The sequence below is a fragment of the Actinomadura logoneensis genome, from assembly GCF_003428695.1.
GTDB lineage: Bacteria > Actinomycetota > Actinomycetes > Streptosporangiales > Streptosporangiaceae > Spirillospora > Spirillospora logoneensis.
Genome location: NZ_QURH01000008.1, coordinates 1 through 13,615 on the forward strand (window position 1 = coordinate 1; position 13,615 = coordinate 13,615).

The 13,615-nt window shown below is 70.3% G+C and carries 15 protein-coding genes; 5 read left to right on the forward strand and 10 right to left on the reverse strand.

Features of this window, described 5'->3' with window-relative positions; all coding sequences use genetic code 11:
• Both DZF91_RS00280 and DZF91_RS00285 read right to left on the reverse strand, forming a co-directional pair.
• The coding region (locus tag DZF91_RS00280; RefSeq protein WP_199486309.1) for a lysylphosphatidylglycerol synthase domain-containing protein at positions 1-591 on the reverse strand (591 nt) is incomplete at its 3' end.
• Entirely contained in the window at positions 588-1,673 is a 1,086-nt protein-coding gene (locus DZF91_RS00285) for a PIG-L deacetylase family protein (protein ID WP_117355507.1), read from the reverse strand. The genes DZF91_RS00285 and DZF91_RS00280, both read right to left, overlap by 4 nt.
• A gap of 112 nt (positions 1,674-1,785) precedes the next feature.
• Here DZF91_RS00285 and DZF91_RS00290 point away from each other — a divergent pair, with 112 nt between their 5' ends.
• Complete coding sequence (locus tag DZF91_RS00290; RefSeq protein WP_117355508.1) at positions 1,786-3,201, forward strand: glycosyltransferase family 4 protein; 1,416 nt, start codon at positions 1,786-1,788, stop codon at positions 3,199-3,201.
• On the opposite strand, the gene DZF91_RS00295 is transcribed toward DZF91_RS00290, so the two are convergent.
• Positions 3,159-4,745, reverse strand: coding sequence for an acyl-CoA synthetase (locus DZF91_RS00295; RefSeq protein ID WP_117355509.1), 1,587 nt, complete (start codon positions 4,743-4,745; stop codon positions 3,159-3,161). The two genes, DZF91_RS00290 and DZF91_RS00295, sit on opposite strands and share 43 nt — an antisense overlap.
• A 325-nt stretch (positions 4,746-5,070) precedes the next feature.
• On the opposite strand from DZF91_RS00295, the gene sigE reads away from it, so the two are divergent.
• Positions 5,071-5,649, forward strand: coding sequence for an RNA polymerase sigma factor SigE (gene sigE / locus DZF91_RS00300; RefSeq protein ID WP_117355510.1), 579 nt, complete (start codon positions 5,071-5,073; stop codon positions 5,647-5,649).
• Positions 5,650-5,770: 121 nt separating this feature from the next.
• Here the strand turns inward: sigE and DZF91_RS00305 are convergent, their stop codons facing one another.
• The 5 genes from DZF91_RS00305 to DZF91_RS00325 form a co-directional block, all read right to left on the reverse strand.
• Positions 5,771-6,637, reverse strand: coding sequence for a hypothetical protein (locus DZF91_RS00305; protein WP_117355511.1), 867 nt, complete (start codon positions 6,635-6,637; stop codon positions 5,771-5,773).
• A 51-nt stretch (positions 6,638-6,688) separates the two neighbouring features.
• Positions 6,689-7,528 carry a MaoC/PaaZ C-terminal domain-containing protein gene (locus DZF91_RS00310; RefSeq protein WP_117355512.1) on the reverse strand — a complete coding sequence of 280 codons (840 nt, stop codon included), beginning with the start codon at positions 7,526-7,528 and terminating at the stop codon, positions 6,689-6,691.
• A 10-nt stretch (positions 7,529-7,538) separates the two neighbouring features.
• A complete protein-coding gene (locus DZF91_RS00315; protein ID WP_117355513.1) occupies positions 7,539-9,134 on the reverse strand; it encodes an acyl-CoA synthetase in 1,596 nt (531 codons plus the stop codon).
• 151 nt (positions 9,135-9,285) lie between these two features.
• On the reverse strand, positions 9,286-9,489 hold the full coding sequence (locus tag DZF91_RS00320) for a DUF397 domain-containing protein (RefSeq protein ID WP_235833947.1): 204 nt from the start codon (positions 9,487-9,489) through the stop codon (positions 9,286-9,288).
• Positions 9,490-9,494: 5 nt separating this feature from the next.
• Positions 9,495-10,376: a Scr1 family TA system antitoxin-like transcriptional regulator gene (locus DZF91_RS00325; protein ID WP_147340913.1), complete on the reverse strand. Its 882-nt coding sequence runs from the start codon at positions 10,374-10,376 to the stop codon at positions 9,495-9,497.
• 268 nt (positions 10,377-10,644) lie between these two features.
• Here DZF91_RS00325 and DZF91_RS38670 point away from each other — a divergent pair, with 268 nt between their 5' ends.
• The 3 genes from DZF91_RS38670 (at position 10,645) to DZF91_RS39250 (ending at position 11,630) form a co-directional block, all read left to right on the forward strand.
• Entirely contained in the window at positions 10,645-10,839 is a 195-nt protein-coding gene (locus DZF91_RS38670; protein ID WP_147340914.1) for a hypothetical protein, read from the forward strand.
• Entirely contained in the window at positions 10,809-11,240 is a 432-nt protein-coding gene (locus tag DZF91_RS00330; protein WP_117355516.1) for a hypothetical protein, read from the forward strand. Before DZF91_RS38670 ends, DZF91_RS00330 begins: the two co-directional genes overlap by 31 nt.
• A gap of 240 nt (positions 11,241-11,480) precedes the next feature.
• Complete coding sequence (locus tag DZF91_RS39250) at positions 11,481-11,630, forward strand: hypothetical protein (protein ID WP_158587814.1); 150 nt, start codon at positions 11,481-11,483, stop codon at positions 11,628-11,630.
• A 64-nt stretch (positions 11,631-11,694) separates the two neighbouring features.
• On the opposite strand, the gene DZF91_RS00335 is transcribed toward DZF91_RS39250, so the two are convergent.
• Positions 11,695-12,246, reverse strand: coding sequence for a class IV adenylate cyclase (locus DZF91_RS00335; protein WP_117355517.1), 552 nt, complete (start codon positions 12,244-12,246; stop codon positions 11,695-11,697).
• 14 nt (positions 12,247-12,260) lie between these two features.
• Positions 12,261-13,406, reverse strand: coding sequence for a radical SAM protein (locus DZF91_RS00340; RefSeq protein ID WP_235833948.1), 1,146 nt, complete (start codon positions 13,404-13,406; stop codon positions 12,261-12,263).
• Positions 13,407-13,615: the final 209 nt, after the last annotated feature.

A 13,615-nucleotide genomic window follows, 5' to 3' on the forward strand; every position in this document is an offset into this window, starting at 1 on the left:
GCCGGGCAGGCGGCGGGCGACGGCGCGCAGCCGCCGGTCCACGGCCCGCGCCGCGCGGGGCGAGCGCAGCGCGAGCACGAGGACGGTGAGGATGCCGAGGATGACGGCGGCGGCGAGCAGCGCCATCGCGGCCGTCCGGCGGTCCGGCAGTTCGCCCGCGACCAGCAGCGCCACGATCCCGACGGCGGGCAGCAGCAGCCGCGCCAGCACGTTCCACAGGCCCGTGACCAGCGCGGACACCGTGATCGAGGCGTTGCGGTGGCCCCAGCCGCGGGCCATCGCGAAGGTGACCGCGAGGCCCGCCGCGCCGCCGAACGGCAGCAGGTTGCTGACCGCGCTGCCGACCGCGTTCATCAGGAGCGCCTGCCGGTGCGCGAGGCCCGGCAGGGACGCGGTGAACACGTACGTGTACGCCCAGAGCCCCGCGAGCCAGAGCAGGGTGAGCCCGGCCAGTTCCCACAGGGCGAGCCGGCCGAGCTGGCGGCCGATCTCCGTCCAGTCCACGCCGACGAGGTAGGGCAGCGCGGCCAGCAGCCCCACCGCCCCCGCCAGCGACAGCACCGACAGGACGACCCGCGCGGGCCGACTCAACACTCCGCCGTGAGCGCGGAACCGTCGGCGGCGGACGCGGATCCGGAGACCGGACCGGATGCGGAACCGGCGGCCGGGCCGGGCGTGGCGGCGGCCGAGCCCGGTATGGCCTCGGCGGACGGGCCGGGTGTGGCGGTGGCGGCCGAGCCCGGCGTGGCTTCGGTGGCCGGACCGGGCACGGAGCCCGACAGGGCGACGGGGCGGGCCGAGGGCGCGGGCCAGGCGTCGAGGGGATGGCCGAGACGGGTCCCGGGCGGCAGGTCGCGCCGGACGAACCACTCGGTGCCGAACGCGCGGCGGAAAACCGGCCAGGGCAGCCGCAGCAGCGCCGCGAGCGTCCGCACGGAGTCGCCGCCGGTCGCCTGGGACGCGTGCGCCGCCATCGCGGTCCGCTTCGCGGCGGCGAACCGGCGCACCCGGACCCGGTGGGTGATCTCGGCGGCGGACGCGTAGGCGCGCTCGAACGACGCGACGTCCAGCGAACGCGGCAGCAGCCGCAGCGCCGCCAGCGGGCGCAGGACGCGCAGCAGCAGGTCCCTGTCGACGGTCGCCTCGAGGACGACGGGTGTTCCGGCCAACGTCGCGGCCTCCCTACCGACCCGGTGCACCTGGACATGGTCGGGGTGTCCGTACCCGCCCGCCGGGTCGTAGACGACCAGCAGGTCGGCGGCCTCCTGGCGGAGCACCCCGGCCAACTCGGCGGCGGCCTCCGGCACCGGCGCGCGGGCGAACCCGCCCGGCGCGCTGCCGTCCAGCCCCGAGTCCTCGTACCCAAGCAGAACGACCCGCTCGCAGCCGAGCGCCCGCGCTGAGGCGTGCAGTTCGGCCGTCCGGATCTCGCCCAGCCGGGCCATCCGCGCCGTTCCGTCGTGAACGCCCTGCTCGGCGCGCGCCCCGGTGCCCTCCCGTGAGCCTCCGTCCGGAGCCTCGGCCGGTGGATCGGCGGTCAGGCCGCGCTCCCCGGACGTGGCGACGACAAGGACGACGCGGTGTCCCTCGGCCGCCAGGCGGGTCATGGTGCCCGCCGTGAGCAGCGCCTCGTCGTCCGGGTGGGCATGGAAGAAGACACAGGTTCGTCGCACGGCTATCTAGATTCCCGGCGTGCGTGAAGCGCGCCCCTGCTCCGGGTCAAGGCTCCCCCATGCGCCCGCGCGGTTGAAGGGTCGCCGCAGGTGTCCCCCGCACGGTCGTGGGGTGCGGATTCTCCATGTCAGCGACTGTTTCGCGCCCCGGCTCGGCGGCATCGAGGTGCAGGTGGACGAGCTCGCGCGGGCCCAGCTCGCGGCGGGCCACGACGTCACCGTCGTCACCGCCACCCCCGGCGCCCCCTCCGACCCGTCCACGCCGGGCTCCGCGCCGGGCTCCGCGCCCCCGCCAGGGACGGCGGCATCGAGCGGAGCGGCGGCTTCCCCCGGCATCGCGGCATCGCCGGGGACGGCCGCTTCCCCTGGCACCGCGACGCCGCCCGGCTTCGCGACGCCGCCCGGCTTCACGACTCCGGCCGACCTCGCGGGTTCGCCCGGCACCACGGGTTCGCCCGGCACCACGGGTTCGCCTGGAACCGCGGCCTCGTCTGGGACGGCGCTGGGCGGGGAGACCGGGGAGCCGCCGTTCCCGGTGGTCCGGCTGGTCGCGCCGCTGCCCTGGGAGCTGCCGGTCGGCCGGTCGCTGGCCCCGCTGCTGGAGGAGCTGAAGCCGGACGTCGTCCACGTGCACGCCGGGGCCGTCTCGCCGTTCGCGTGGCGCGCCGTCCACAGCCTGGGGATGGCGGGGTCGCCCGTCGTGCTGACCGTCCACAGCATGTGGGGCCCGGTGAGCCGCGCGGTGTACCGGGCTCTCGTCCCCGGCTGGGCGCGCCGGCACGGCGGCGGGCTGGTCGTGACGACGGTGAGCGAGGCGGCGGCGCGCCCGATCCGCGCGGTGGTGGCCGGCCGGTTCCCCGTCCGCGTCGTGTCGAACGGCATCGACCTGTCGTCGTGGAGCGCCGAGGCCGCCACCCCGTCCACCTGCGACGACGCGGCGATCCCCGGCCTGGAGCCGATCGCGGCGGACGGGACGCCGCACGTGGTCGCGGTCGGACGCCTCGCGCCGCGCAAGGAGCCGGTGAACCTGCTGCGCGTGCTCCGCGAGGCCGCCGCGTCGGCGCCGCTGCGCGCGACGGTCGTCGGGGACGGCCCGGCCCGCCGCCGGATGGAGCGCTACCTGCGGCGGCACGGGATGACCGGCTGGGTGCGGCTCACCGGGCGGCTCGACCGGTCCCGGGTGCGGACGGTGCTGGCGGGCGCGGACGTGTTCCTCGCCCCGGCGTCCCGCGAGTCGTTCGGGCTCGCGGCGCTGGAGGCGCGGCTCGCGGGGGTTCCGGTGGTGGGACGGGCGGGCGGCGGCGTCGCCGACTTCGTCACCTCGGGCCGCGAGGGGCTGCTCGGCACGACGCCGCGCGAGCTGGCGGCGGCGCTGGCGCGGCTCGCGTCCGACCCCGACCTGCGGGGCCGGATCGCGGCGCACAACCGGGCCACCTCGCCCGTCCGGTGCTCGTGGCCCGCCGTCCTCGCGGCGTTCGACTCCTGCTACGAGGCGGCGTCGGCGAAGACCGACCTCGCCCACTTGTAGTCGGACTTGCCGACGGCCGTCCGCTGCACCTCGGGGACGATCCGGACCTCGCGCGGCAGCTTGTACCCGGCGAGCCGGTCGCGGCAGTGCCCGACGAGGTCCTCCAGCGTCGGGGACGTGCCCGGGCGCGGCGCGACGACGGCCGCGACGCGCTGCCCGAACCGCTCGTCGGGCAGGCCGACCACGACGACGTCGTAGACGTCCGGGTGGTCCTTGAGGGCGACCTCGACCTCCTCGGGGTACACCTTCTCGCCCCCGGTGTTGATCATCAGCGAGCCGCGGCCGAGCAGCACGATCGTGCCGTCCTCCTCCAGCTCGGCGAAGTCGCCGGGCACCGACCAGCGCACCCCGTCGGCGTCGGTGAAGAAGGTGGACGCGGTCTTCTGCGGGTCGTTGTAGTACCCGAGCGGGATGTGCCCGGACCGCGCGAGCCTGCCGATCTGGCCGGGCCCGACGGGCTTCAGGTCGTCGTCCAGCACGGTGATCCCCGGCTTCATCATGAACCGGGCGGTGCCCTCCTTGCCGCCCACCGACGGCCCGCACGCACCGGTCTCGGACGCGCCGTAGTTGTCGAGGAAGACGACGTTCGGCAGGTGCCGCTTCAGCTCGTCCTTGGCGCCCTCGGTGAGCGGCGCGCCCCCGGACGCGATCGCGAACAGCGACGAGGTGTCGTGGTCGCCGGACGCCAGCTCCTTGGCGACCGGGCGGGCCATCACGTCCCCGACGATCATCATCACGTTCGCCTGCTCCTCGGCGAGCAGCCGCAGCGCCTTGGCCGGGTCGAACGCGTGGTCGGTGTAGAGGACGACCTTCGCCCCGCTGAACAGGCCCATGAACGCCACCCACTGGCCCGCGCCGTGCATGACGGGCGCGCAGTCGAGCACCGCCATCGGCGGCTGCTCGGCGTTCGCGGCGAGCGCCTCGGGGCTGGTCACCGGGTCGCCGAGGACGTTGCCGCCGCCCAGGGCGCCGAAGAAGATGTCCTCGCTGCGCCACTCGACGCCCTTGGGGTAGCCGGTCGTCCCGCCGGTGTACATGATGTAGCGGTCGTCGCTGGACCGCTCGGGGAAGTCGTCGTCGCCGGAGACCTCGCCGAGCGCCTTCTCGTACTCGACCGCGCCGGGGATCTCGGCGTCCGAGCCGTCCTCCAGGACGACCAGGTGCCGCAGCCGGGGCAGGTCGCCGCGGATGTCGCGGACCTTGGCCAGCAGCGACCGCTCGCCGACCAGCGCGACCGCGTCGGAGTCCGACAGCACGTGGTGCAGCTCGGCGGCGACGTACCGGTAGTTCACCGGGATCGGGACGGCGCGGATCTTGAAGGCGCCGAGCATCGTCTCGATCCACTCGGCCCGGTTGTAGGCGAGGATCGCCACGTGCTCGCCCGGCCGCACCCCGGCGGCGTCCAGGTGGTGCCCGACCCGGCTCGCCCGCTCGTTCAGCTCCCCGTAGGTCCGGCGCTGGTCGCCCGCCACGAGCGCCGGTCTGTCCGGGCCCGCCTCGGCCAGGATTTCCAGGAGATCCGCCAGGTTGTAGCTCCGCGCCATGGCCACACGTCCTCGGGGTGGGGGTGTACCGGGTGCCCCCGATGATTGCCCGCGATCCGGCGTCCGCTCAATAGCTGTGGACACCCCGTCTAATGAGATGGGTCACAAAAGGAACTCCTGTCACCTCTTACCCCGACCTCTGCCGAGAGCGGTGAATTCGCAGGTCAACGGCCGGTTCTCCGGTAGGTGCGCGGCCGGGCCGGCGGAGGCCGTGAGGCCCTGGCCCGCAAGGGATCCGCGTTCTTACACCGCTCTTATCTGGGAAGGGGCATGCTGAGCCGTAACGATTACGTATCAGACGGGGGTAGCGGTGAGCGCAGGCGCAATGGCGTGGACGCCTCCGACATGGGAGGAGATCGTCGACCAGCACTCCACGCGGGTGTTCCGGTTGGCGTACCGGCTGACGGGGAACCGGCACGACGCCGAGGACCTCACCCAGGATGTGTTCGTCCGGGTGTTCCGGTCCCTGTCGTCCTACACGCCGGGGACGTTCGAGGGCTGGCTCCACCGCATCACCACGAACCTGTTCCTCGACCGCGCGCGCCGCAAGCAGCGCATCCGCTTCGACGCCCTCGCCGAGGACGCCGACGAGCGCCTCGAGGGCCGCGAGCCGTCGCCCGCGCAGACCTACGACGACCGCCACCTGGACGCCGACATCCAGGCCGCGCTCGACTCGCTCGCGCCCGAGTACCGCGCGGCCGTGGTGCTCTGCGACATCGAGGGCCTCACCTACGAGGAGATCGCGGCCTCGCTCGGCGTGAAGCTCGGCACCGTCCGCAGCCGCATCCACCGGGGCCGCGCGCAACTGCGCGTCGCGCTGGAGCACCGCCGCCCGGCCGCCGCCGCTCCGGCCGCCGCCAACGCGACCGCGCCGTCCCGGGAGTGCCTGACCACCGCGCCATAACCCCACCGGAACCGCGGAAGCGTGCCCTGCGCCGCTGCCGCCCTGGGTGCCCACCGAACTTGAGCCGTGCGGAGCAGCGTCCCGCACGGCTCAAACCTTTCCGCCGGACCTCGAAGCCTCGCTAGTCTTCGCCGGGCCCGTAGAGGTAGTGCTCTTCGAGCTTGAGTCCGAGGCGTTCGCCCTGGGCGACGACGGCCTGCGGGGTGCGTCCGGCGAGGCTGATGTAGTACTGCACGCGGTCCGGGACGAAGACCAGCACGTCCGGGCCGCCGTAGACGATCGCGTCCTGCTGGAGTTCGGCCCACGGCTCGAAACCGAGTTCGGGCATCCGCTCCGCGATCCGGGCGACCAGGTCGTCCAGGTCGCCGTCGATGACGTCGTCGGCGTCGACCTCCACCGACCACCCGAGCCTGTGCGGCAGCCGCTGGACGGCCAGCTGGAGGAAGAATTCCGAGATCGACCGCGCCTGGAGCGCCCACTCGTCGTCGGACACGCTGACCAGGACACGCGGGTCGGGCTCGTGCGCCTCGGCCGCCAGGTAACCCCACTCGTTGCAGTACTGGTTCTCCGCCATGAACACGCAGACGCGCTGGTCGGCGTCCGGCGGGACCAGGCCGGAGCCGACCTGGAGCGAGCCGGCGGCGCCGTACCCGGACGGGTCGGGCCGCACGGTCGGCGGATAGACCGGATTGGTCTCGTAGTACTGGGCGTCATGCGTGAACGAGTTGAACGGCAACTCCCACCACTCGTCCAGCGCGGCGGGAATCGGAAGGGCGGGATCGACGCCCTCCAACCGGTCGTCCTCCGATCCGCCGTGGAGCGCGCGGACGTACGCCTTGTGCTCGTCCTCGGTCCAGCGATCCCACCGGGGCGCGCCGGGCTGCACCGCGTAGCCCCACTCCTCGTGGAACTCGCGCAGCACGTCCCAGCGATTCGGCGCGGCCTTCAACCGCTCCGCGAACATCCCGTAGTCAATGATCTCCGCCACGGGGAGGAGCGTACGGGGACGGTCCGACAGACCGTCCCCGGAGTGCGGAGATCAGGCGATCTCGGCCAGGCCGTCCTTGATCACGACATCGCCGGAGCTGGACGTCGTCTCGAAGACGTACGTCCCGGCGCCGCTGCCGTAGATGCGGGTCGTGACGTCCTGACCGGGCAGGACGGGCTTGGAGAAGCGCACCGCGAGGCGCTTCAACCGGGTCGGGTCGCCGTCCGCCACCGACTCGATCACCGCGCGGGACGTGAACGCCATCGTGCACAGGCCGTGCGCGATGATCCCCGGCAGGCCCGCGCTCTTGGCGAACTCCTCGTCCAGGTGGATCGGCATCGGGTCGCCGGACGCCTTCGAGTAGCGGAACGTCTGGTCGTCGTCCACGTGCTGGGTGACCTCGGCGACCGGCGCGGCGGACCGCAGCTCCTCGGGGAAGCGGTGCGCGGGGGCCTGCTCGCCGACCGTCTCCCCCGCCTGGAAGCCGCGGAAGAACGACACCATCCACTGCTCGTTGACCAGGTCGCCGCCGTCGGTGCGGGTCTCCAGCCTCAGCGACACCGTGGTGCCCGAGCCCTTGGACGAGTACCCGGTGACCTTCGCGCGCGAGACCAGCTTCATGCCGGGCTCGATCGGCCGGTGGAACACCATGTCCTGCTCGCCGTGCACGACGAACGGGATCAGGCTGTCCGGGACGACCTTGAACAGCGGGTCGATCATGCCCTGGAACACCGGGACGATCGCGAACACCGGCGGCGCCAGCTCGCCGCTGACGTGGCGCGCGTTGCCGTCGTTGGTGGCGGCGGCGTACTCGACCGTCCGCTCGCGCTCGACGGCGAAGTCGAACGGAGCGCTCCACACGCCCAGGTTGTCCTTGTTCATCTCGGTCATTGGGGGTTCCTTACTGGTAGAGGCCCTTGGCCCAGCGGTAGTCGGCCTTCCCGGCGGGCGAGCGCCGCACCCGGTCCACGATCCTGATGTCGCGGGGCACCTTGTACCCGGCGAGCGTCCGGCGGGCGTGCGCGACCAGCTCCTCCGGCGTCGCGGACGCGCCCGGCGCGAGCGAGACGGCGGCGGCGACGCGGCTGCCGAGGCGCTCGTCCGGGACGCCGACGACCAGCGCGTCGTACACCGCCGGGTGCCGCTTCAGCGTCGCCTCGACCTCCTCCACGAACACCTTCTCGCCGCCGGTGTTGACCACCAGGGAGCCGCGGCCGAGCAGCACCACCGAGCCGTCCGCCTCGATCCGCGCCATGTCGCCCTGCAGCGCCCAGCGGACCCCCTCGTCGTCGGTGACGAACGTCCTCGCGGTCTTCGCCTCGTCGTTCCAGTAGCCGAGCGGGATGCGGCCCCGGCGGGCGAGCTGCCCGATCTCGCCGGACCCCGGCCCGACGGGGCGCAGCGCGTGGTCCAGCACGGCGGTGTCGTCGCCGCGCGGCACGAACCGCGGCTGCCCGTCCGCGGCCGGCGCGACCGCCTGCCCCGACGCGCCGGTCTCCGACCCGCCGAACGCGTCCAGGATCATGAGCAGGGACGGGACGAGCTCGTGCAGCCGCGCCTTGACGTCCGGGGACGTCACCGCGCCGCCCGTCGCGATCACCAGCAGGTGGGACAGGTCGTACCGGCCGGGACGCGCCTCCAGCTCGGCGACCAGCGGCCGGGCCATGGCGTCCCCGACCGCGTTCAGCGTGACGATCCGCTCCTCGGCGGCGAGGGCGAGCACCTGCGCCGCGTCGAAGCTCCGGCCCGTCCACAGGACGAGCGTGGACCCGGTGGTGAGCGCGGCCCAGGCGACCCACATGCCCGCGCCGTGCATCAGCGGCGCGCAGACCATCGTGTTCAGGCCGCCGTCCAGCACCTTCTCCGCCAGCGTCTCGGGCGTCGGGACGGGGTCGCCCATCGCGTTCCCGCCGCCCATGGCCGACATGAAGATGTCCTCGTGCCGCCACATCACGCCCTTGGGCATCCCGGTCGTGCCGCCGGTGTAGAGCAGGTAGAGGTCGTCGGGCGACCGCTCGCCGAAATCGTTCTCCGGCGACGCGGCGGCGAGGGCGCTCTCGTACTCGACCGCGTCGGGGACGTCGTCGTCCGAGCCGTCCTCGACCACCAGGACGTGCCGGAGATCCGCGAGCCCGTCGCGAGCTGCGCCCAGCCGGGCGATCAGCGACCGCTCGCCGACCAGCGCCACCGAGTTCGAGTCGCCGATCACATAGGCCAGCTCGCCGGCGGTGTACCGGTAGTTGACGTTCACCGGGACGGCGCGCAGCTTGTACGCGCCGATCTGCGCCTCCAGCCACTCGGCGCGGTTGTAGGCGAGCAGCGAGACGGTGTCACCCGGCCCCACACCCTGTGCCGCCAGGTGGTGGGCGACCCGGTTCGCGCGTTCGTCCAGCTCCCGGTACGTCAGCCGCCGCTCACCCGAGACGAGCGCGAGCTTCCCGGGCACCGCCGCGGCGACGATCTCGAACAGGTCGGCCAGGTTGAAGCTGCGCGCCATGCCGTCCTCCGGAGGGTGGTGCGGCGAACCGTTCCGGTCGGAAACATACAAGCTCGACTGTTTCCTAAACAGGCCCCCGGGTTCAGACGAGTACCTCCTACCGAGACACAAAGAGCCCCCGAAGATCTCCGGGGGCTCGTCCACCGAGGGGTCACGCCAGGTCGTGCTCGCCCGCCTTGATGCGTCCCAGCAGGTCTCGCACCGCCGACCTCGGGACGGCGAACGTGGCACCGCCCGGGTCCTTGCTGTCACGCACCCCGACCCGCCCGGAAAAACCCACCACGCGTCCAAGGTCAGCGCACTCAACACACGACCCACCGTCCGAGCTTGACCGTGAAGCCTTGCGCCATTCCACATCTGTCAGCCGCAACGGTTCATCACTTCCTCAATAACGGCTCGTGTTGCCGATACGTCGTAGGCTATGTCCCCCATGGTTTCGAGGCGACGCGCGTAGTGTTCCACACGGCGCGGAGCAAGGAAGATGTTCCCGACCGCCCCGGTCGCCTCTGCGAACGCCACGTCCCCGCCGCCGACGGTCATGAGCTGGCAGCCGCCGTCATGCCCGATGTGCCACCCGGGCTCGCGCCCCACCACGCGGATGCTCACGCCCGGACGCCCACCCAAGTCCAACAGATGCTCGAACTGGCCGCGCATGATCTCAGGGCTTCCCACAAAGGACTCAAGCGCCATCCAGGAGATGAACGCGGAGATACGTGGTGGGTCGTCGTGGCCCCACACGTTCGTCTGCCGCTCCATCCGGCTCGTGAGCGCCTTGTCCACGTCCTTGAGCAGGCCGGCGCTGTATGCCTGGCCGAACAAGGCAGCGGCGTACTCAGAGGTTTGCCAGAGACCGGAGATGGTTCCGAGATCCCACGTGCGGATACGCAGTGCCCGCTTCTCATATGCGGCCAACGACGGAAGCCAAGCATCCTCCGGACGCGCCAGGGCGTGCGCGACCAGATGCGAGAGCAGCCCGCGCAGTTCCCACGCGTCATCGAGCTTCACAGCATTCTCGGGAGTCAACCGGCGCGTCCCCCTGAGTAGCCGGGTGACGTGGCCGGGCGTACATCCGAGAATGCGAGCCATGCCCGCTTTGGATGTGCTCTGTACGTAGATCTGCCGGTCGAGTTCCACCGCTATGAGATCCCAGAGCGAGTGTGCGGCGTCGAGATCCCGCACAGCTTCATCGCGCTTATCGAGGGGACGTTTCTGCTGGCCATTGGCATGCTGGAGGGACGCCATTCAAGATCTATTTCTTTGACCGAATGAGCCGGGACCTGTGGCGAAGCTACCTCCGTGACGCGCACTCTGTAACCCACTTCGCACAATCCGTTACGGAGGTCTTCGTATGCGCCTCGTACCACGGCGGCGCGGCGGACGGCACGCGGCACGGGCCGCGCGGGCCGTCCAGCCCGAAGCCGCAACCCCGCCTACGTCACCTGTCTCCCGTCCTCGCCATCCTCGGGCGCAGGCGCTCGACGCTCTCGTGAACACGGCCCCGCGCTACGGAATGAGCGCAGCTCGCGAGTGGGACATCGTGTCGCTCTCGATCGTCGGCGTTCCGCCCATCAAGGTCCACGTCGACTACCAGCACGGCGCGTGGTGCTACGTGTGGACGGGACGGACGTCCCTCGGTCCTGTGGCCGACGCGCACCACGTACTTCGCCTGATCGCATGGACGCTGAGTACGGGAGGTGCGCGGTGAGCGGCCGGGGCTCGTACAAGAACCGGACCACCCGCTTCGCGGACCCTGCCGTTCTGGTGCCTGTGGTCGTCGGCGCCTGGGGGCGTGTGTGGGATGTCGCGTGGGCGGACGGACGGCCGTCGCACCGCATGCGCGAACTCATCTGCGCGCTTGCGAGCGCCGATGCGGTGGACGCCCTGGAACACGCGGAAACACTCCCCGTCCTTCTCGCGCTGGACGCGGCATGGGAGGAGGTCAAAGCGGCTTTCACTGGCCGCTTGGCGGCGTTCGGCTACTTTCCCGCGCGCATTCGGATCATCACCGCGCTCGCACACACCGAGTACCTGGACATCGTCAGCGAGGCGATTCGGCGCATGGGGCCGACGCCGCCCGACAGTGCCGAGGGTGAGGCCAATGCGTGACGCGAGCACTCCGATCAAGGTCCCGGCATGAGGTGGCCATCGTGCGCCCGGCGAGTCCGGCTCCGGCGAAGCGGCGCGGGGGCGGATCTGGGCTGGATGCTGCAACCTGACAGTTGTGAGGACGGGGAAGCCCGTGTGCGGCGCGCCCATGAGGCGAGGGCCGAATCCCCGGTGACGGCGGGCTGGCTCCTCGACGTCCAGCCTCACCGCGTTGAGGGCTACATGGGCGTGACACTGTAGGTGGCCCTGCTCGGCCTCGGCGGCCGTCTGGACGGACGCCGCATCTGGATCGAGGCGTCCGGCGTACAAGACCTGCTGGACGTGGCCGACCGAGTCCGCTCGCCCGAGTTCCGTGAAGCCATGGGCGCCTTCGGCGACTCCTACACCTGAGCCGAGTCACCTGCCCTGCCGACCTGGGCGATGACGTGCTGAATGCTCTTTGAGAATGCCTGGCTCAGCTTGCGCCGTCGTGCGAGAAGCTGACGATTTTATGTTCACCGAGTTCGATGCCGTACCGCTTGTAAACCTTCGTGGTGTTCTCACTCGTGAGCTGCGAACCCTCAAAGCCAAGGAGGGTGGCGACACGTCGTACCTCTTCGGGAGTGCCAGCTTCAATCTCCAGGTACGGTGGAATCATGGGCCACTCGTCGATCTCCAGTTGGGCGCCATCGAGGACAAAGCTCGTCCTACGGTTCTCCTGGTATGCCTTTGGCTGGAATCCGAGAAAGCCGAGCAGTTCGTTCGTCGCCTCGAGGTCGTCGATTCCGACCTCGACCTCGTACGTGCCGTCGATGCCGTCGTGGGAGATCTCTTTGACGGCGAGGGTGGCCTTCGTGCCGTTGTCGCGAAGCCTGATCCATTTTGATTCATCACCTGGGATGATGTCGTAGACATAGCGACGTTGAAGCCTCGATGCACTGACCTGTCGGCCACCTTTGGAGCAAATCAGGTTCGCCACAGAGGTCGGGTCGATATCGAGTACCTTGACCTCATATTCTGCGGGCACATCAAGTCCTTCCACTAGAATCGGTCTTTAGATAGCCGGCGGTACTCGGCATCGCGCAGAGCCAAGACCTCCCTGCATAGATCATGCCGGACGAAGTCTGCGACCGGCATGCAGAGATCCATGCGCTGAATGCAGACACCAACCTGATATCCCCCACGAGCGTCGCGGTAGAGCCGGACACCGTAGAAGCCCTCTTGACAGTCGCTATCATTGTTGAATCTGCACCCTGAGCACGTCTCGGGCAAGCGGACGCTCCGGATTTGCTTGAACCATATCGTGCGGCCGTCCGGCAATTCATAGGCCGTTCGACTTCCAGAGACGCCGGCGGTGAGGTGATGCGCAGTGGCAACGGCGCCGAGGTCGGCGAGGATCCGGGTGATGGCCTCAATCGACTCGGCCCCGTCTGCGAGTGAATTCAGCAGCCGAACGTCGAGCCATGGCGAGTATTCCTCCAGCAGTCGCAGTACTCGTGGAGCGTGAGCATAGTTCGGAACAACGATGTTTGCGCTTGCCGGGATCCCAGCGCGCTCTGCTGCTGTGACCGAATCCTTCAGTGCGGCGATCTTCCGTTCAGCTCGGCGGATGTTGGCGAAGCGGGAATGCTGAACCTGGGCAAGCTCGTCGGGGGTGGTTCCGAAGATACTGAAGTTGACACGGTCGAGCCCAGCTCGAGCACAGCTCTCCCATACCGCGGCCCCCCGCTCGCCATTCGATGTGACACACACTCGAAGACCGCCCTGAACGCCGATCTGCACGATCTGAGCCAGCTGGGGGTGCAGCGTCGGTTCACCTCCAGTGAGATGCAGCTCGTTGAGATCCAACGCATCGCGCAGGAGCGTCAGCGTTGATGCAAAGTATGCGTCAGGCACCACGGTTGCGGGCAAGAAACGCGCACCGTTCGTACCAAGGTAGATGGACACCCGTCCCGAGGCACCCTGAGCAGCATAGCCGTTAGCGGTGCGCAGGTTATCCGCTACGACCGGCGTTCCTTCATTATGGCAAAAGGTACACGTCATGCCACAACCGTCGATGATCTTTGCGCGCAGTGTTCGGTCGGTGTGGACATAGGTGGTGACGGGCACTCGATGGTCGGACTTGAACGACGCCGACCTGGCGGCACCGGAGTCATCCGGGGGATTTACGGATGCGATCGTGACCACTTGTCACCTCTCCGCTTTCCGTTGCCTGCGGGCACTCGACGGGCTCACGTCGGGTACGCCCGTCCTCGCCTCTGTAGCGGGTCAAGAGGAGCGCTTCGATCTTGTGGCGGCCGTGTGCGGCGCGCTTGGCGGGGCGGTCGCCTCTCCCACTCTGCCCCAGAAACCAATATCGCTCAAATATGCTGATCAGGGCAGGGTTCATAATGATC